Source organism: Micromonospora sp. ATLC16, assembly GCF_057196645.1.
In genome coordinates, this window is the sequence record NZ_JBXUOW010000001.1 from 213607 (window position 1) to 231049 (window position 17443).

Annotated in this window: 15 protein-coding genes and 1 tRNA gene; 13 read left to right on the forward strand and 3 right to left on the reverse strand. The window is 71.2% G+C overall.

Features of this window, described 5'->3' with window-relative positions; all coding sequences use genetic code 11:
* Positions 1-210 precede the first annotated feature (210 nt).
* Complete coding sequence (gene topA, locus AC2CHE_RS01070; RefSeq protein WP_484502965.1) at positions 211-2973, forward strand: type I DNA topoisomerase; 2763 nt, start codon at positions 211-213, stop codon at positions 2971-2973.
* Positions 2974-3201: 228 nt separating this feature from the next.
* Positions 3202-4089 carry a DUF559 domain-containing protein gene (locus tag AC2CHE_RS01075; protein WP_484502966.1) on the forward strand — a complete coding sequence of 296 codons (888 nt, stop codon included), beginning with the start codon at positions 3202-3204 and terminating at the stop codon, positions 4087-4089.
* Between the two features lie 65 nt (positions 4090-4154).
* Here the strand turns inward: AC2CHE_RS01075 and AC2CHE_RS01080 are convergent, their stop codons facing one another.
* On the reverse strand, positions 4155-5471 hold the full coding sequence (locus AC2CHE_RS01080) for a D-arabinono-1,4-lactone oxidase (protein WP_484502967.1): 1317 nt from the start codon (positions 5469-5471) through the stop codon (positions 4155-4157).
* Positions 5472-5695: 224 nt separating this feature from the next.
* Here AC2CHE_RS01080 and AC2CHE_RS01085 point away from each other — a divergent pair, with 224 nt between their 5' ends.
* On the forward strand, positions 5696-6349 hold the full coding sequence (locus AC2CHE_RS01085) for a TetR/AcrR family transcriptional regulator (protein ID WP_484503031.1): 654 nt from the start codon (positions 5696-5698) through the stop codon (positions 6347-6349).
* Positions 6350-6412: 63 nt separating this feature from the next.
* On the opposite strand, the gene AC2CHE_RS01090 is transcribed toward AC2CHE_RS01085, so the two are convergent.
* Positions 6413-7621, reverse strand: coding sequence for an amino acid deaminase/aldolase (locus tag AC2CHE_RS01090; RefSeq protein ID WP_484502968.1), 1209 nt, complete (start codon positions 7619-7621; stop codon positions 6413-6415).
* A 373-nt stretch (positions 7622-7994) separates the two neighbouring features.
* Between AC2CHE_RS01090 and tmk the strand changes: the two genes are divergently transcribed.
* From tmk to AC2CHE_RS01120, 6 genes are all read left to right on the forward strand, one after another.
* Positions 7995-10091 (forward strand): dTMP kinase, encoded by a 2097-nt coding sequence (gene tmk, locus AC2CHE_RS01095; protein ID WP_484503032.1) that lies wholly within the window; start codon positions 7995-7997, stop codon positions 10089-10091.
* The gene (locus tag AC2CHE_RS01100; RefSeq protein ID WP_484502969.1) at positions 10091-11308 is read left to right on the forward strand and encodes a DNA polymerase III subunit delta'; all 1218 of its coding nucleotides are present in this window, start codon (positions 10091-10093) and stop codon (positions 11306-11308) included. The genes tmk and AC2CHE_RS01100 overlap by 1 nt, the downstream gene beginning before the upstream one ends.
* 166 nt (positions 11309-11474) lie before the next feature.
* Positions 11475-11804 (forward strand): YbaB/EbfC family nucleoid-associated protein, encoded by a 330-nt coding sequence (locus AC2CHE_RS01105; protein ID WP_099847867.1) that lies wholly within the window; start codon positions 11475-11477, stop codon positions 11802-11804.
* 1 nt (position 11805) lies between these two features.
* Positions 11806-12111 carry a type VII secretion target gene (locus tag AC2CHE_RS01110; RefSeq protein ID WP_484502970.1) on the forward strand — a complete coding sequence of 102 codons (306 nt, stop codon included), beginning with the start codon at positions 11806-11808 and terminating at the stop codon, positions 12109-12111.
* Positions 12111-12815 carry a hypothetical protein gene (locus AC2CHE_RS01115; protein WP_484502971.1) on the forward strand — a complete coding sequence of 235 codons (705 nt, stop codon included), beginning with the start codon at positions 12111-12113 and terminating at the stop codon, positions 12813-12815. Before AC2CHE_RS01110 ends, AC2CHE_RS01115 begins: the two co-directional genes overlap by 1 nt.
* Positions 12816-13187: 372 nt before the next feature.
* Positions 13188-14027 (forward strand): PSP1 domain-containing protein, encoded by an 840-nt coding sequence (locus tag AC2CHE_RS01120; RefSeq protein ID WP_484502972.1) that lies wholly within the window; start codon positions 13188-13190, stop codon positions 14025-14027.
* A gap of 121 nt (positions 14028-14148) precedes the next feature.
* Here the strand turns inward: AC2CHE_RS01120 and AC2CHE_RS01125 are convergent, their stop codons facing one another.
* On the reverse strand, positions 14149-15936 hold the full coding sequence (locus AC2CHE_RS01125; RefSeq protein ID WP_484502973.1) for a metallophosphoesterase family protein: 1788 nt from the start codon (positions 15934-15936) through the stop codon (positions 14149-14151).
* A 117-nt stretch (positions 15937-16053) separates the two neighbouring features.
* Between AC2CHE_RS01125 and AC2CHE_RS01130 the strand changes: the two genes are divergently transcribed.
* The 4 genes from AC2CHE_RS01130 (at position 16054) to AC2CHE_RS01145 (ending at position 17430) form a co-directional block, all read left to right on the forward strand.
* Positions 16054-16126 (forward strand) — tRNA-Thr (locus AC2CHE_RS01130).
* A gap of 317 nt (positions 16127-16443) precedes the next feature.
* Positions 16444-16770 carry a PadR family transcriptional regulator gene (locus AC2CHE_RS01135; RefSeq protein ID WP_484502974.1) on the forward strand — a complete coding sequence of 109 codons (327 nt, stop codon included), beginning with the start codon at positions 16444-16446 and terminating at the stop codon, positions 16768-16770.
* Positions 16767-17123, forward strand: coding sequence for a DUF1048 domain-containing protein (locus AC2CHE_RS01140; protein ID WP_484502975.1), 357 nt, complete (start codon positions 16767-16769; stop codon positions 17121-17123). The genes AC2CHE_RS01135 and AC2CHE_RS01140 overlap by 4 nt, the downstream gene beginning before the upstream one ends.
* 1 nt (position 17124) lies before the next feature.
* On the forward strand, positions 17125-17430 hold the full coding sequence (locus AC2CHE_RS01145) for a DUF1048 domain-containing protein (RefSeq protein ID WP_092380979.1): 306 nt from the start codon (positions 17125-17127) through the stop codon (positions 17428-17430).
* Positions 17431-17443 lie beyond the last annotated feature (13 nt).

Consider the following 17443-nt stretch of genomic DNA (forward strand, 5'->3'; position numbering starts at 1 on the left):
GTCACAGCGGCCCGCTCGTCACCCTACCCAGGGTGTACGGTGACGCCGTCCGGCGTGACCACAGATTGTCCGGGGCGGATCGCCGCCCGCGAAACCCGAAACACGGACGGCGCGTTACGTTGGACATCCGGACCGCCGAGCACCGGTGGGTCGAGTGCGCCCCAGGCCGGCCAGGCGCGGCCATTGAGTGGGAATGAGGTCGAAACAGACGTGCCGAGCAACGCTGGAACCACCCGTCTGGTCATCGTCGAGTCTCCGGCGAAGGCCAAGACGATCTCGGGCTACCTGGGCCCGGGGTACGTCGTGGAGGCCAGCTTCGGGCACGTCCGTGATCTGCCCCGCAACGCCGCCGACGTGCCCGCCCGGTACAAGGGTGAGCCGTGGGCCCGGCTCGGCGTCGACGTCGACAACGGCTTCCACGCCCTCTACGTCGTCTCCGCCGACCGCAAGCAGCAGATCAGCAAGCTGACCAAGCTGGCCAAGGAGGTCGACGAGATTTTCCTGGCCACGGACGAGGACCGTGAGGGCGAGGCGATCGCCTGGCACCTGGTGGAGACCCTCAAGCCCAAGGTGCCGGTCCGGCGGATGGTCTTCCACGAGATCACCAAGCCGGCGATCCAGGCGGCGGTGGCCAACCCCCGGGAGATCGACCGGGATCTCGTCGACGCCCAGGAGGCCCGGCGCATCCTCGACCGGCTCTACGGCTACGAGGTCTCCCCGGTGCTGTGGAAGAAGGTCATGCCGAAGCTCTCGGCGGGCCGGGTGCAGTCCGTGGCCACCCGGATCGTGGTCGAGCGGGAACGGCAGCGGATGGCCTTCCGCACCGCCGAGTACTGGGACATCCTGGCCACCCTCGCCGTGACCAATCCGGGCGAGGGGCCGCGCAGCTTCAACGCCACTCTGGTCGCGCTGAACGGCGACCGGATCGCCACCGGCAAGGACTTCGAGCCGACCACCGGCCGGGTTCGGCCGGGTGCCGGTGTGGTCCACCTCGACGAGGGCGGGGCCCGGGGGCTCGCCGCCCGCCTGGCGGGGCGGCCGTTCGCCGTCACCCGGGTCGAGGAGAAGCCGTACCGGCGTCGCCCGTACGCCCCCTTCATCACCTCCACCCTCCAGCAGGAGGCGGCCCGGAAGCTGCGGTTCTCGTCGCAGCAGACGATGCGCACCGCGCAGCGGCTCTACGAGAACGGCTACATCACCTACATGCGTACCGACTCGGTGAACCTGTCGGAGACCGCCATCGCCGCGGCCCGCCGGCAGATCATCGAGCTGTACGGCGAGCGCAGCGTGCCGCCGGAGCCGCGTCGCTACACCGGCAAGGTGAAGAACGCGCAGGAGGCGCACGAGGCGATCCGCCCGGCGGGAGACAACTTCCGTACCCCGGGCGACGTGGCCAAGGAGTTGTCGGCCGAGGAGTTCAAGCTCTACGAGCTGATCTGGCGGCGCACCATCGCCTCGCAGATGACCGACGCGGTCGGCTCCAGCGTCTCGGTGCGGATCCGGGCGACCACCTCCGGCGGCGAGGAGGCCGACTTCGGCGCCACCGGCAAGACCATCACCGACCCGGGCTTCCTGCGGGCGTACGTCGAGTCCAGTGACGACGAGAACGCCGAGGCCGAGGATGCCGAGCGGCGGCTGCCGAACCTGGTCAAGGACCAGCCGCTCACCGCCGACCAGCTGGCCGCGCAGGGCCACCACACCCAGCCGCCGGCCCGCTACACCGAGGCGTCGTTGGTGAAGGCTCTGGAGGAGCTGGGCATCGGCCGCCCGTCGACCTACGCGTCGATCATGCAGACGATCCAGGACCGGGGGTACGTCGTCAAGCGCGGCCAGGCGATGATCCCGTCGTTCCTGGCCTTCGCGGTGATCGGGCTGATGGAGCGGCACTACCCGCGTCTGATCGACTACGACTTCACCGCCAGCATGGAGAACGAGCTGGACGAGATCGCCGGTGGTGACCACGCCGCCGTCGACTTCCTCACCGCCTTCTACTTCGGCAGCAGCAACGGCACCGGCGACCAGGCCATCGCGCATGCGGGCGGGCTGAAGAAGCTGGTCACCGAGAACCTCAGTGAGATCGACGCGCGCAGCGTCAACTCGATCCCGCTGTTCACCGACGACGACGGGCGTGAGGTGGTGGTGCGGGTCGGCCGGTACGGGCCGTACCTACAGCGCTCGGTGCCCGGCGAGGAGCAGACGCCCGCAGCCGAGGGCGAGGAGGGCACCAGCCCGGGCGACCGGGCGCCGATCCCGGAGGGGCTGGCGCCGGACGAGCTGACCCCGGAGAAGGTGCACGAGCTGTTCCTCGGCGGCGGGGGCGAACGCAAGCTGGGCGACGACCCGGCGACCGGCGAGCCGATCCTGCTCAAGTCCGGCCGGTTCGGCCCGTACGTGGCCAGCGGCGAGCGCAAGTCGTCGCTGCTGCGCTCGCAGTCGCCGGACTCACTCACCTTCGATGAGGCACTCAAGCTGCTCAGCCTGCCCCGGCTGGTCGGGGTCGCCCCGGACGGCGCGGAGGTGTTCGCCAACAACGGCCGCTACGGCCCGTACGTCAAGCGTGGTGACGAGTTCCGCTCGCTGGACTCGGAAGACAAGATGTTCACCGTCACGCTGGACGAGGCCCTGGCGTTGCTGGCCGCACCGAAGACCCGCCAGCGTCGGGCCGCCGCCCCGCCGCTGCGGGAGATGGGCAACGACCCGCTGACCGAGAAGCCCCTGGTCATCAAGGACGGCAGGTTCGGTCCTTACGTCACCGACGGGGAGACCAACGCTTCGCTGCGGCGCGGTCAGACGCCCGAGGCGTTGAGCCTTGAGGAGGCTTCCGAGATGCTCGCCGAGAAGCGGGCAAAGGGTCCGGCCCCGAAGAAGAAGGCCACCGCCAAGAAGGCACCGGCCAAGAAGACACCGGCCAAGAAGACACCGGCCAAGAAGACACCGGCCAAGAAGGCGACGGCGAAGAAGACCAACGACTGACCGCGCCGAATCTTGGTCCGAAGCTGCCCCTGGAGGGGCGCTGGCGGACCAAGATCTCTCCGCTGTCCACAGGGGCAGCGCGGGGAGACGGGGGCGCGGCAGGGTGGGTGCGTGGAGTGTCGGAAGTCGAGGACGGCATGGTCACGCGCTGGGGAGCGTAGGCGAGGGTCTACGTCCCGAGATCGGGTACCGGCCCTGCCGAGGGACGACGCGGATGAGCTGACCTGGTTGCTGTTCCATCAGGAGCAGGTGCTCAGCCTCGATCAGGCCCGGCTGCACCTGTCGCTCAAGGCCATCCGGCATCGGGTGACCTCAGGTCGTTGGCGGCAGGTGCACCGGGCCGTTTACGTGACACACAACGGGCCGCTGACACCTGCGCAACTGCCGTGGATCGCCGTCCTGTCGGTAGGCCCGGCGGCGGTGCTCGGCGGGCTGAGCGCCGCGCGGGCGTGGGGCCTGCGCAGACCCGGCGACGGAATCGTGCATCTGCTCGTACCGGCCGGGCGCCGGCCGCGTTCGCTGCCGCCCAGCGTCCGGGTGCACCGCACCACCATCCTGACCGCCGAGGACATCCTCGATGTCGGGCTGCCGCGCCGGACGAAGCCCGCCCGTTCGATAGTGGACGCGGCGCAGTGGGCGGTCAGCGACCAGGACGCGTGCGCCATCATCGCGGCCGGCTTTCAGCAGCGCCTCGTCGGCGGCGACGATGTGCAGAGGGCACTCGATCGGCTGCCCCGCGCCCGGCGGCGCGCCCTGATCCGACGGACCGCCGTCGATGCGGTGGGTGGTGCTCATTCCCTGCCGGAGTTGGATTTCCTCGCCCTCGTCCGGCGCGCCGGGCTGCCCGAGCCGACTCGGCAGGTGGTTCGGCGGGATGCTGCCGGCCGGCGCCGCTACCTGGACGCGTTCTTCGAGGAGTGGCGGGTGCTCGTGGAGATCGACGGCGGCCAGCACCTGGACCCGGCTACCGCCTGGGCGGACATGCGACGGCAGAACGACCTGTGGCAGCGCGGTGACCGGGTACTCCGCTTCCCGGCGTGGGCGATCCGCCACGCACCCACCCAGGTCATCGGCCAGCTCCGCACCGCCCTGTTGACGGCGGGTTGGTGCCCGTGACCATGCAGATCTTGGTATGACAGCGCCCCCTGAGGGGCGGATTCGGACCAAGATTCGCGGTGGGTTCAGCCGAGGAGGTTGGTCAGGTAGGGGGTGGTGAAGGTGCGGTGGGGGTCGAGGTGGGCGCGGATACGCTGGAAGTCGGGCCAGCGGGGGTAGGCGGCAGCGAGCGAGGCGGCAGTACGCCAGTGCAGCTTGCCCCAGTGCGGTCGGCCGCCCAGCCCGGTCGTCATTTCCTCGAAGGCCCGGAAGTACGGTTCGTAGGGCACCCCGACGTACTGGTGCAGGGCGAGGTACGCCGAATCACGCCCGTGGGCGGGTGACAGCCAGATGCCGTCCCCCGCGCTGAAGCGAACCTCGACCGGGAAGAGCACCTTGAACGGCAACCCGCCGATGATGCGGCGCACCGCCGCCAGCGCCTCGGTCAGCGCCTCCCGTGGCAGCCCGTACTCCATCTCCAGGAAGCGGACCCGGCGTGGGCTGCAGAAGACGGCGTCGGAGCGGCCGGTGTAGCGGCGCTCACCGAGCGCCCGCGCGGAGAGCGCGTTGATGCCCGGCGCCAGGCCCGGCACGGCGCGGCCGAGCCGGCAGGCGCCGGCAAGGACGGTGTTGGCCAGGAAGTCGTCGTCCAACCAACCGCGCCAGCGGGACAGCGGCCGGTCGTCCACGGGTACCCGGTCGTTGGTCTTGAGCTGCACCCGGTCGGTGTACGGGAACCAGAAGAACTTTAGGTGATCGTGCGCGTCTACCAGGCCGGGCAGCTGCGCGAGCACGGCGTCCAGCGACGCCGGCCGTTCGTGAGCCAGCAGGACGAAGGCGTCCGCACAGCGCAGCGTCACCTCTACCAGTACGCCGAGCGCGCCGAGCGAGACCCGGGCGGCGTCGAACACCTCAGGGTGGGACCCGGCGGAACAGTGCAGCACCTCCCCGGCACCGGTGACCAGGGTCAGCGCCTCGACGAAGGTGGCCAGGCCGCCGTGGGCCGCACCCGTGCCGTGGGTGCCGGTGGCGATGGCGCCGGCCACGGTCTGCGCGTCGATGTCACCGAGGTTGGGCAGAGCCAGTCGGTGACCGGCGAGTAGCACGTTCACCTCCCGCAGCGTCATCGCGGCCGGTACGGTGACGAGGCGTCGATTGACGTCCACACGTACGTCGATGGCGAGTCGGGTCAGCTCCATCCGCTGCCCGTCGCTGACCGCGACGGGGGTGAAGGAGTGGCCGCTGCCGAGCGGGCGGATCCGCCCACCGGTTTTGGCGGCACGTCGGATCTGCTCGGCGGCCTCGTCGACCGAGGACGGCCGTAGTACGGCGGTGGCCACGCCGCGTTGGTTGCCTGCCCAGTTCGACCAGGCAGTGGTCTCGGTGGCGGTGCGCTCGGCCATGGGCCCGCTCCTCAAGGTGAATATGAACCGAATTCATATCAGGAACGTTGTCCCTGGTAAACACCGCAATCGAGGTCCGCTCGTTGTACCGGTAGTCACGGACTCGTGACGTGCAGATATGTTCATCCGTCGAGAGGGGGTGGCGAGTGTCCACTTCAGCCGCCACGACCGGGCCACTGCGTCGAGTGCCAGTGCAGGGTCGTAGTGTCGCGCGGGTCCAGCGGATGCTGGACGCCTGCGCCGAACTCGTCGACGAGGTGGGGTACGAGGGGCTGACCACCACCCTGCTCGCCGAGCGGGCCGAGGTGGCGATCGGGTCGGTCTACCAGTTCTTTCCGGACAAGCGGGCGATCGTGCAGGCGCTGACGCTGCGCACGATGGAGTCCTACCTCCAGCGGCTCGATGAACGCTTCGCCTCGGACGACCTGACCCACTGGTGGGACGGGGTCGACGCGGGGATCGATGAATACATCACGATGCACCGCACCGTTCCCGGGTTCCGTACCCTGCACTTCGGCGACGTGGTCGACCTGCATCTGCTCGATGAGCAGCGGGACAACAACGGGGTGATCGCCGACCAGTTGGCGCGGGTGCTCACCGAGCGCTTCGGCCTGGCCGACGTGCCGGACCTGCGTTTTCATCTGGAGATCGCGGTCGAAGCGGCCGACGCCCTGATCAAGTTGGCGTTCCGGCGCAAGCCGGACGGGGACGACCGGGTGCTGACCGAGGCGAAGGCGTTGATCCGGGAGTACCTGCACCGGCAGGTCAACGCTCGGGGTGACGCCGGCCGCCGGTCGGTGGTGCAGCCGGCGAAGCCGGCCGACGACCAGATCGTCGCCGATGCCGAGCCCGCGCAGCCGGCGGCCCAGCCCGCCTGACACCGACCGACGCCTGACACCGACTCCGGCCGACCCGGGCCGGAACGGCCACCGACCGGACGGTCAGAGGAAGGCCCGCCCCTCCCCCCGGTAGGTCGGCACGGTGGCCACCACCTGGTCGCCGTCCACCAGGTGCAGCTCGTTCACCCGTTCACACAGCTCGCCCGACTTCGCGTGCCGGAACCAGACCCGGTCGCCGATGCGCAGGTTGGCGGCGGGTGCGCCGGTCAGCGGGGTCTGCACCTCGCCGGCACCCTCGGTGCCGAGCAGGCTGAGCCCGGCGGGCAACCACGGGCGGGGCAGCCGGCTGCGGTCGGCCGAGCCGGAGGCGATCCAGCCACCGCCCAGCACGGTGGCCAGGTCGGGCGTCGGGCGCCGGACCACCCCGCAGGCGAAGAAGGCCGCCGGGGTGGGACGCCAGGCGCGGTAGGCGTCGAACAGCGTCGGCCCGTACAGGCCCGATCCCGCGGTGATCTCGGTCACCGCGGGATCGGCGCGGGTCGCGGCCACGCTGCCGGTGCCGCCGCCATTGACGAACTCCAGGTCGGCGTGCTCGCGTACGGCGGCCACCGCCGCGCTCCGGCGGACCAGCAGCTCGCGGTACGAACCGCGTTGGGCCAACCGGATCGCGGTGCCGAGCGCCGCCCGCCCGGGCGGTGCGTCGCCCAGGCCGGCAATCTGCGCCTCGTACGACATCAGCCCGACCAGGCGGAAGCCCGGCCGGCGGACGACCGTGGCGGCCAGCCGGCCGGCCGCCCGGGCGCTGTGCACGGGTGACCGGCGGACGCCGACGTGCAACCGCCCGCCGAGCAGCCGCCACGAGGCGTCCAAGTCCAGGCAGACGCGCAGCTCGGAGCGGCGTCCCGAGGGTGCCACCGTGTCGCAGAAGTCCAGTTGATCCGGGTCGTCGACCATCAGGGTGATCGCTCCGGCCAGCACCGGATCGGCACCGAGCGCGGCAAGCGCGCCTCGGTCGACGGTGGGGTACGCCACCAGCACGTCGGCGCTGGTCCCGCTGCGGACCAGCCAGATCGCCTCGGGCAGGGTGAACGCCAGCACCGCCTGCCAGCCCGGCCGGGCCAGCGTGCGGGCGATCAGCTCGCGGCTGCGCACCGATTTGCTGGCGACCCGCAACGGCTTGCCGTCGGCCAGGCCGACGAGGGCGGCGGCGTTGGCATCGAAGGCGCCGAGGTCGACCACCGCGTACGGCGGGTCGAGGTGCGCGGTCGCCCGGTCCAGCCGGTGGCGCAGATTCTTGCTGTCGGTGGCCACGTGTGCACGCTAACTGTGAAACGGTGGATGCGAAATACCCTCGCGTCTGCGTTGTCTGGGCCGGGCTGGCCGCGGCGGCCTAGGCTCGGCGAGCAGGCGGTGCAGGACGGAAGGACGTCCTTACCGGGTCTAGAGTGTTCCACCGGGGGAGCCCAGCGATGGGCCGGCACGTGGAGGTACGGCCATCGAAAGCGAGTTCAACGGCGAGCCGTCCGGCGTGTCGCCGTCCACGGACCAACCTGCCGGCACAGCCGGGCAGCCCGGCGATGCCACGAGCCAGCCCGGCGATGCCACGAGCCAGCCCGGCAAGGCGGGGACGCCGGGCGGCTCCGGCGGCCAACCCGACCTGACCGGGTACGGCGCGATCCGCTCGGTGCTGCGCATCCGGCCGTTCCGGCGGCTCTGGATCGTGCTCGGCGCGGCCTCCTTCGGTGACTGGCTCGGCCTGCTCGCCACCAGCGTCTTCGCCGCCGCCCAGGTGGAGGGGAGCACCGCCAAGGGCGCGGCCTTCGGTGGCGTGATCGCCGTTCGGCTGTTACCCGCCCTGCTGCTCGGCCCGGTCGCCGGAGTGCTGGCCGACCGGTTCGACAGGCGCTGGACGATGGTCATCTGCGACCTGCTGCGGTTCGTGCTCTTCGCCTCCATCCCGCTCTACGCGCTGACCGGTGCCAGCGGCGCGCGGGTGGTCAGTTGGGCAGCGATCGCCACCTTCCTGATCGAGACGGTCACCCTGCTCTGGATCCCGGCCAAGGAAGCCGCGGTACCGAACCTCATCCCGCGGGCCCGACTGGAGACGGCCAACCAGCTCACCCTGATCACCACGTACGGCCTGACCCCGGTCTTCGCCGCGATCGTGCTCTCCGCACTCGACGGCATCATCCGGAGTGTCACCGGCGGCGAGATGCCGGGCTGGGCCCAGCCGGCCCAACTCGCGCTCTGGTTCAACGCGTTCTCCCGGCTCGCCACCGCCGTCGTGGTGGCCCTCGGCATCAAGGAGATCAGTCAGGGGCAGACCGACGAACGGGAGCGCACCGAGCAGAGCATGATGCGCCAGTTCACCGAGGGCTGGCGGTTCATCGGCCAGACCCCGCTGGTGCGCGGACTGGTCCTCGGCATCCTCGGCGCCTTCGCCGGCGGCGGCATCGTCATCGGCACCGCCCGGTTCTTCGCCGACTCGCTCGGCGCCGGTGATGCCGCGTTCTACCTGCTGTTCGGCGCGATCTTCATCGGCCTGGCGATCGGCATCGGCCTCGGCCCGATGATCGTGCGGGAGATGTCCCGACGTCGCTGGTTCGGCATGAGCATCGTGCTGGCCAGCGCCTCGGTGATGACCCTGGCATTCGCCATCCACCTGTCCATGGCGCTGGTCGGCGCGGTCTTCGTCGGGGCCGGCGCCGGGATGGCCTTCCTCTCCGGCACCACCCTGCTCGGCGGCGAGGTCGCCGACGAGGTACGCGGCCGGGTCTTCGCCGTGGTGCAGATCGGTACCCGGCTCGTGCTGATCCTGGCGATCGCGCTCGGAAGCCTGCTGGCCGGTGTCGGTGGCTCCCGCACGCTCACCATCGCCGACCTCGGCATCTCCGTCTCCTCCACCCGCCTGCTGCTGCTCGCTGCCGGCGCGGCCGGAATCTTCGCCGGGATCAGCGCCTTCGGGCAGATGGACGACAAGAAGGGCGTGCCGGTCCTGGCCGACCTGTGGGGGTCGATCCGGGGCCGTCCGCTGATGCCGGCCGAGCCGTTCGTCTCGGCCGGACTCTTCGTGGTCTTCGAGGGCGGCGAGGGCGCCGGCAAGTCGACCCAGCTCGGCAAGCTGGCCGAGCTGCTCCGGGGCCAGGGACGGGACGTGGTGGTCACCCGGGAGCCGGGCGCCACCGGCGTCGGCGCCCGGATCCGGTCACTGGTGCTGGACACCGCGACCGACGAGGCGCCCTCACCGCGCGCCGAGGCGCTGCTCTACGCCGCCGACCGGGCGCATCATGTGGCCACCGTGGTCCGGCCCGCCCTGACCCGGGGCGCAGTCGTGATCAGCGACCGGTACGTCGACTCGTCCCTGGCCTACCAGGGTGCCGGCCGGACGCTGCCGGTCGACGAGGTGTCCTGGCTCTCCTCCTGGGCCACCGGCGGGCTCAAGCCCGATCTGGTGGTGCTGCTCGACGTCGATCCGCGTACCGGGCTGTCCCGGGTCGCCGCGCGTGCGGAGAGCGCCGACCGTCTGGAGTCCGAGTCGATCACCTTCCACGACCGGGTCCGGTACGCCTTCCTCGATCTCGCTGCCGCCGACCCGAAGCGTTACCTGGTGCTCGACGCCGCCCGCTCGGTCGAGGAGATCGCCGAGCGGGTCGCCCGCCGGGTGGAGGAACTGCTCGGCAACGCCGACGGGGTCGATCACCCGGGTCGGGCGCATGGTCCGGACACCTCGGTGCAGCCCGAGTTATCCCCGTCGGAGCTGGTGACGACGGAGCGGAACTGATGCCGGACGCCTTCGCCGATCTGGTCGGGCAGGACGAGGCGGTGCGGACGCTGCGCCGGGCTGCCGCGGCTGCCGCCGCCGTGCTGCGCACCACCACCGGCGAACCCGAGGCTGCCCTCGGCGCTGACCCGGGTGGTGGCATGACCCACGCCTGGATCTTCACCGGACCGCCCGGTTCGGGCCGCTCGGTCGCGGCCCGGGCCTTCGCCGCCGCGTTGCAGTGCGTGCACGGCACCGGCTGCGGCGAGTGCCCCGGCTGCCACACCACCCTCGCCGGCACGCACGCCGACGTCCGGCTGGTGGTGCCCGAAGGGCTCTCCATCGGGGTCAACGAGATGCGGGCTCTGGTGCTGCGCGCGGCAAGTACGCCGTCCGGTGGGCGCTGGCAGGTCGTCATCATCGAAGACGCCGACCGGTTGACCGAGGCGGCCGGCAACGCACTGCTCAAGGCGGTGGAGGAACCCCCACCGCGTACGGTCTTCCTGCTCTGCGCTCCGTCCACCCACCCGGACGACATCTCGGTGACCATCCGGTCGCGGTGCCGGGTGGTGCCGTTGCGGCAGCCGGCGGCCGAGGCGGTGGCCGACGTGCTCGTCCGTCGGGACGGGGTCGCCCCCGACGTGGCCCGCTGGACGGCCGCCGCCACGCAGGGCCATGTCGGGCGGGCCCGCCGGTTGGCGCGTGATCCACAGGCTCGTGCCCGGCGGGAGGCGGTGCTCGCGGTGCCGCGTCGGCTCACCGGGGTGGGTGCCGCCTTCGACGCCGCGTCCGCGCTGATCGAGGCCGCCGAGGCCGAGGCCGAGGCGTCGGTGGCGGAGATCGATACCGCGGAGCGCGCGGCGCTGGAGACGGCGCTCGGTGCCGGCGGCACCGGTCGGGGCGCGGCCGGTGCCGCCCGGGGATCCGCCGGACAGCTGAAGGACCTGGAACGACGCCAGAAGTCACGGGCGACCCGGGCTCAGCGGGACGCGCTGGACCGGGCCCTGGTGGACCTCGCCGCCTTCTACCGGGACGCGTTGACCATGGCGCTGGGTGCGCCGGTGTCGCCGGTGCACTCCGACACCGCCGAGCTGGCCGAGGCGGGCGCTCGTAGCTGGCGTGCGGAGGGGACGCTGCGGCGTCTGGAGGCGGTGCTCACCTGTCGCGCCGCGATCGAGGCCAACGTCAAGCCCCGGATCGCCGTCGAGGCGATGATGCTCGCCCTGTGGAAGGGCTGACCTCCGTCGGTCCGGCGCACCACCTCGGCGAGCGGCCGGGCCGTCCGGCCCACGGCGGGACCGATGTCCACAGCCATCGACAGGCGCAATTCGCGTGCGGTACGGTCCGGTGTGCCGCGGTGACGGTGGCGGCACGCACAGTGATTAAATCGGGAGGAGTCCGGCGATGCCGCGGGGTGAGATCGACGAGGCATGGATAGAGGAGGCGGTCCGGCGCTACCGCCGCATCGAGTCCCTCCAGGCCGAGTTCGACCAGGCTGTGGCAACGGTCGAAGTCACCGTCCGCTCACCGGACGGCCTGGTCGAGGTGGTGGTCACCGCCGGGGGCCGGATCACCGACGTGCGGTTTCTCGGCCCCCTGCACGCCCGGGCACCGCGTGACGTCGCCGACTCGGTGCGGGCCGCGGTCACCGCCGCCGCCGATGCTGCCGAGTGGGCGAGGGAAAAGCTGCACAACGAGACCTTCACCGCGTACCGACCGCTGACGGGGGCCTGAGATGGACAGCCTTCGCATCCTGGCTGGCCGCCTCGACGAGGCGAGCGCCACGCTTACCGCGCTCTCCCGATCGGTCACCGCCGGGGATCCGGCGCAGGTGGCGTTCGGCGCCGACGCACCCGGCCGACCGGGCGAGATCGGTCGGGCGCTGCACCGGCAGTGGGTGGCCGCCACCGGTGATCGGGCCCGGGAGGCGCACGCCGCTGCCACCCAGGTGGCGTCCGTCGCCGCCGCGCTGCGCGAGGCCGCCGATCGCTACTCCGACACCGATGCCGCCATCTCCCGCAGGCTCGCCGGTGAGGCGTGATGGATTTCCTCGACCGGCTCGCCGAGCCCGGCCTTGACCTGCTCGGGCGGGTCGACACGCTGCTCGCGGCGGGTGCTCCCGAGGGGCACCGGGTCTGGCCGCTGCTGCGCCGGATGCAGGTGCTGCCCGGTGACGCGCTGCGCGGCTTCCTCGACCTGCGGCCGGGGCCGCTGGCCACCGCAGGGCACGCCGTGCGCCGGCACGTGCACGGCTACGACCACGCCTGCGCCGCCCTGACCGACCCGTTGCTCTGGTCCGGGTCGGCCGCCATGGCGTACGGCCAGTCCCGGGCGGCGCTCCTGCGGCACCTTGACGAGGGCCCCGAGAGTCTGGTCGGGCGGCTGGAAGCCACCGCCGGCTACGCCGACGCGCTCGCCGACTGGGTGGAAGGCAGCCGGCTCGCCGTGGCCCGGGCACTGGCCGAGGCGATCGGCTCGGCCGAGGCGGTGGCCGTCGTCGCCGCCACCTCGGTCCGCCGGGAGGCGGCGGACTCCGGAGCGTCCGGGCCGGGTGGGGTGGCCGCTGCCGAGATCGGCGCCCGGGTGCTGGCGGTGCTCTGCGTCGCGTACGACGGCGCGGAGACCCTGTTGCGGCAGTGGTCACCGAGTCTGGCCGAGTCGCCGTGGCGGCCGGGAGGCGGGCGGTTTCGCCCGGACACCGGTGGTGGCCCGGCTGGCAGCTGGACGACCCGGGTCGGCTGGTGAAGTCGGCGGGACCACCGTCGTCGCCGGGGTCGTTGCAGGCGTCCGCTGCCACCGTCGCCGATGCCTGCGCGCGTCCGTAGGGTGCACGGCGCCGCTTGCGGGCACCCTCGTGGGTGGTCCGTCAGCGGCACCGTGACCTTCCCTGCACCCCCCGCAGGTCTGCTCTCCACTCAACGCGTTCGGGCCCGGTCTTGTCCCGCCCGTGACGCAGGTTTCAGCCGTCCGGGCGGCATCGTCGTACCGGCGGTCGGGATGGGGATCGGTCGAGTCGACAATCGTGGATGGCGGCACGGCGTGACGGCGGCTTGCGCTCTTCAGGAACGCCGCCGATCGACCCGGCGCGTTCCCGCCCGCGCGACGTAGGGTGAGGGGATGGGCATGCTCTGCGCGGTCAGCTTCCAGCGGTACGGGCGTCTCTACTATCTCGACCCGGGCGAGCTGAGTCCGCAGGTGGGCGACAAGGTGCTGGTGCCCACCGACGACGGCTCCGAGGTGGCGGAGTGCGTGTGGGCGGCGCAGTGGGTCACCGACGACACGGCGGGTTTTCCCCGGCTGGCCGGGCTGGCTCAGGAGGAGGACCTGCGCCGCGACGACGACCTGCGGCGGCGCAAGGCCGAGGCGAAGGTCGCGGCCAAACGGCTGATCCGCGAGCACGGGCTGCCGATGAAGGTGGTGGCGGTCGACCACGTGCTCGGCAACGGTGAGGGTGGCGGTGAGCGCAGCACCATCTACTTCACCGCCCCGCACCGGGTGGACTTCCGGTCCCTGGTCCGTGATCTCGGCGCGACCCTGCACTGCCGGGTGGAGCTGCGCCAACTGTCGGCCCGCGATTCCGCACGGGTGCAGGGTGGCATCGGCTCCTGCGGCCGGGATCTGTGCTGCGCCACGTTCCTCAACGACTTCGAGCCGGTCACCATCCGGATGGCCAAGGACCAGGATCTCCCGCTCAACCCGCTGCGCATCTCCGGCGCGTGCGGTCGGCTGATGTGCTGCCTCAAGTACGAACATCCCCTGTACGCCAACTTCGCCGAATCCGCCCCGGCGATCGGCACCCGCGTCACCACCCCGGAGGGCGAGGGCCGCGTCGTCGGTCACAGCGTCCCGAGAGACGCGCTCACCGTGCGCCTGGACGCCGACGGCTCGCGCTCCAGGTGCTCCCGAGCCGACGTCTGCGGCCCTCGCCGCGCCCACGACCAAAACCCCACCCCCTAACCCTCACCCACCCCCTAACCGCCCCGCGTTGATCATGAGGTTGGCGGCAATGTCGATCTCTGAAACTGCCGCTAACCTCATGATCAACGGCTTGGGGGTCAGGGGGTCAGGGGGTCAGGGGTCAGGTGAGGGGGGTGGGGGGTTCGGCTAGGCGGGGGGTCAGCGGGGTGGTGGGGGTTAGCCAGGAGGAGTCGGGGGAGTCGTCGGGGTTGACGCGCCAGTCACGGGCGACCCGGTCGACGGCGATCGGGTAGAGGGTGAGTGTGCCGTCGGGATCGATGCGCATCCGGACGAAGCCCTTGGCGTCCTCGATGCCCTGCCCGGCGAACAGCTCGTTGACGTTCACCCCGAACGCGCTCGCGAGCAGCAGGTACGCGGCCACCAACTGGCTGGCCACCAGCCCGATCACCGGCAGGTAGACCACTGCCGCCGCGACCGCCGGCAACGGCCAGGACCAGTCGTGGAACGGTAGCGCGAGCCAGGCCCAGGTGCCGGCGGCGGCCAGCCCGACGTGCGCCAGCCCGTGCCCGACGCCGAGGATCCAGTGTCGGGCGTGCCGCTTGCCGCTGGAACTGGGCGGTTTCGCGAACATCGCCGCCGCGAGCACCGTCACCAGCACCATCATCACCAGCGGGACGCTGAACAGCCGCTGCTCGGAGGCCTCGGACCCGAAATCGGTCACGCCGGCCATGGAAAGCATCAGCAGGGTTTGCAGCACGCCCAGCAACGTCCAGAAGCCCGGGTTGCGCCGCGGCAGCCGGGCGAAGACCCCCCAGCCGTACCGGCGGGAGCGGGCGGCGTCGGGGTAGCGGCCCGCCAACTCGTACGCCCGGGACGGGCTGGACCGGCGGGCCAGGGTGTCGGGCGGTGGCACCTCAAGGCGCTCGGGGAGCCTGTGTGTCGGGTACAGATAGGCGCCGCCGCCGCCGGAGGTGACCAGCTGCCGACCGTCCGGACCGGTGTACCGCGCGTAGTGGTGCAGGTCGCCGGAGATCAGCAGCCGGACCTGGGCGCCGGTGGGCGCGACGATGGTCCGAATGAAGTAGTCGATCGAGTCGTACGCGGTGGGCTGGTCGACGGCCTTCACCCAGGCCGGAGCCGGCACCGCCAGGATCACCCGGCTCTGCGGTCCGAGCCGCTTCGCGACCGCGTCGAAGTAGGTGAGCTGTGGGTCGTCGACGTACGAGCCGGACTGGTCGTCGAGACCGAGCAGCCACCAGTCGGCCGGCAACTCGACGGCGAAGTACGACCGGGACTGGCCGGTGCGCCAGCCACCGAAGTGCCGGTCCCGGGTACGGACGAACAGCCGCAGGAACGCGGTCAGCCCGTCGTACCAGTCGTGGTTGCCGGGCAACGCGAAGATCGTCGGCTGCTCCGCCGGAGTGGCCGGCAGTGCCGCCTGGTACGGCCCCTTGCACCGGTCCTCGTACGCCGCGTACTCCGCCGACGGGTAGACCTGGTCGCCACCCATCACCAGGGTCTGTGCCCGGGGCAGCCGGTGCCCGTCCACGGTGATCTCTCGCTGGGCGAGCAGGTAGGCCACCGAGTAGGTGGCGTTGAACCCGTCACCCAGGTCGGCCACGTAGTCGAGCCAGAGCCCCCCGTCCGGCCCCACCTGCCGGGAGATCTCCGCGTCCAGCGCCTCCTGGAGTTCCCGCTTGTCCAGGTAGGCCCCGAACAGCATCGCCAGCAGCGTACGCAGGCCGGTGCTGATCAGCAGGAACGGTGCGAGCCACGGCACCGGCTTGCGGGGGGTGAAACCCAGCTCCAACGGATCGGTGCTGCGAGGCCGCCGAGCCGCCCGACCTCCGGCGGCCTCCCCGGCGTACGGCACCTGCGGCTGCGTCCGGTCGCCGGTCGAGGGCCCGACGTCGCCCGGTTCGTCGTGAGAGGTGTGGTCGTCGGTCATTCGCCGCAGCGTAGTGCGGCCCGGCTGACCCGACGACCCCGGAAACGCGGTTCGTTCGACCCGGCAGCAATCCCGCTCGGCCTCGGACCGACACGTGCCGTACACTTGACCACCGTTGCCGCCTTAGCTCAGTCGGCAGAGCGACGCACTCGTAATGCGTAGGTCGACGGTTCGATTCCGTCAGGCGGCTCGGGATGATGCCCTGACCAGCGGAGACGCTGGTCTGGGCATCGTTTGTATCAATGAAGATTTGAGTCGCCCCCCCGAAAAACTCTGCCACGCGACCAGGCGTCGCCGTTGGTCAGACCAGGACCTTGGTGCCACGGAAGCGCCCCAGGACCTGCTGCGCCTGCCTGCGCGGCCCTCCTTCATGCCGGGCCTGGCGCGGGCTACCGCCTCCGCTCCCGACAGGCAAAATCCCCAGTACCCGGTACTACCTGCTAGTGGTACTCGGTGCTACGGTATAGCGGTACCCGGTGGTGCCAGATACCGGATTGGGGAGCCGCGGTGGAGGATCTGACCGAGATGCTGAAGGGCACGCTCGAGGGCTGCGTGCTCGAAATTATCGGCCGCCAGGAGACCTACGGGTACGCCATCACGCGCCGGCTGAACGAGCTCGGTTTCGCCGACGTCATCGACGGCACGGTTTACACCATTCTTTTGCGCCTGGAGCGCAACGGGCTCGTCCAGGTGTCGAAGCGGCCGTCCGAAGTGGGTCCGCCGCGCAAGTTTTACACGCTCAACGACGCCGGGCGCAGGGAGCTCGCGACGTTCTGGGCGAAGTGGCAGTACGTCTCCTCGCGGATCGACAAACTCAGGGAGGGCGGGGCATGAGCTTCTGGGAGACCGTCACGGGCAGCGATCTGACCCGGGATTGGAAGGCGTTCGAAGCCCGGGCGCAGGCGTTGCCGGCCGACTATCAGGCCGCGTGGGAACAGATCGTGGCTCACCTCTCTCCGTACGGGAGCTTCACGGGCCGCAACCTGACCCCGATCGCCGACGCCGCGCTCGGGTTGCTCGAGGAGGCCGCAGCCGACGGACAGGGCATCGACGAGGTGCTCGGCGACGACATCGCCGGCTTCTCGGCGGCGCTGGCCGGCGGAGTGGGAGCCCGCAGTTACCGCGACCGGTGGCGGGAGCAGTTAAACCGGAACGTCGCACGCAAGCTGGCCCGGTTGGGAGACTGACATGAGCATCCAGGACATCATCGAGGGCAAGAAGCAGTGGCGGGCGCATGTCGCTCGGGTCAAGGCTCTCCCGCCCGACTATCGGATCGTCTACCAGGAGATGCAGCGCTACCTGTTCAAGGTCGGGCCGATCGATCTGCTCGACGGGGACCTGCTTCGTGGAATTCTCGACTTCTTCGAGGAGGGCGTCGCCGCCGGCAAGGGCGTTCTGGAGGTCACCGGCACCGACGTTGCCGCCTTCTGCGATGACTTGATCAAGGACTCGCCCACCCACGCCGACGTCTATCAGGAGTCCCTCAGCCAGTAGACCAGGCGGTGCG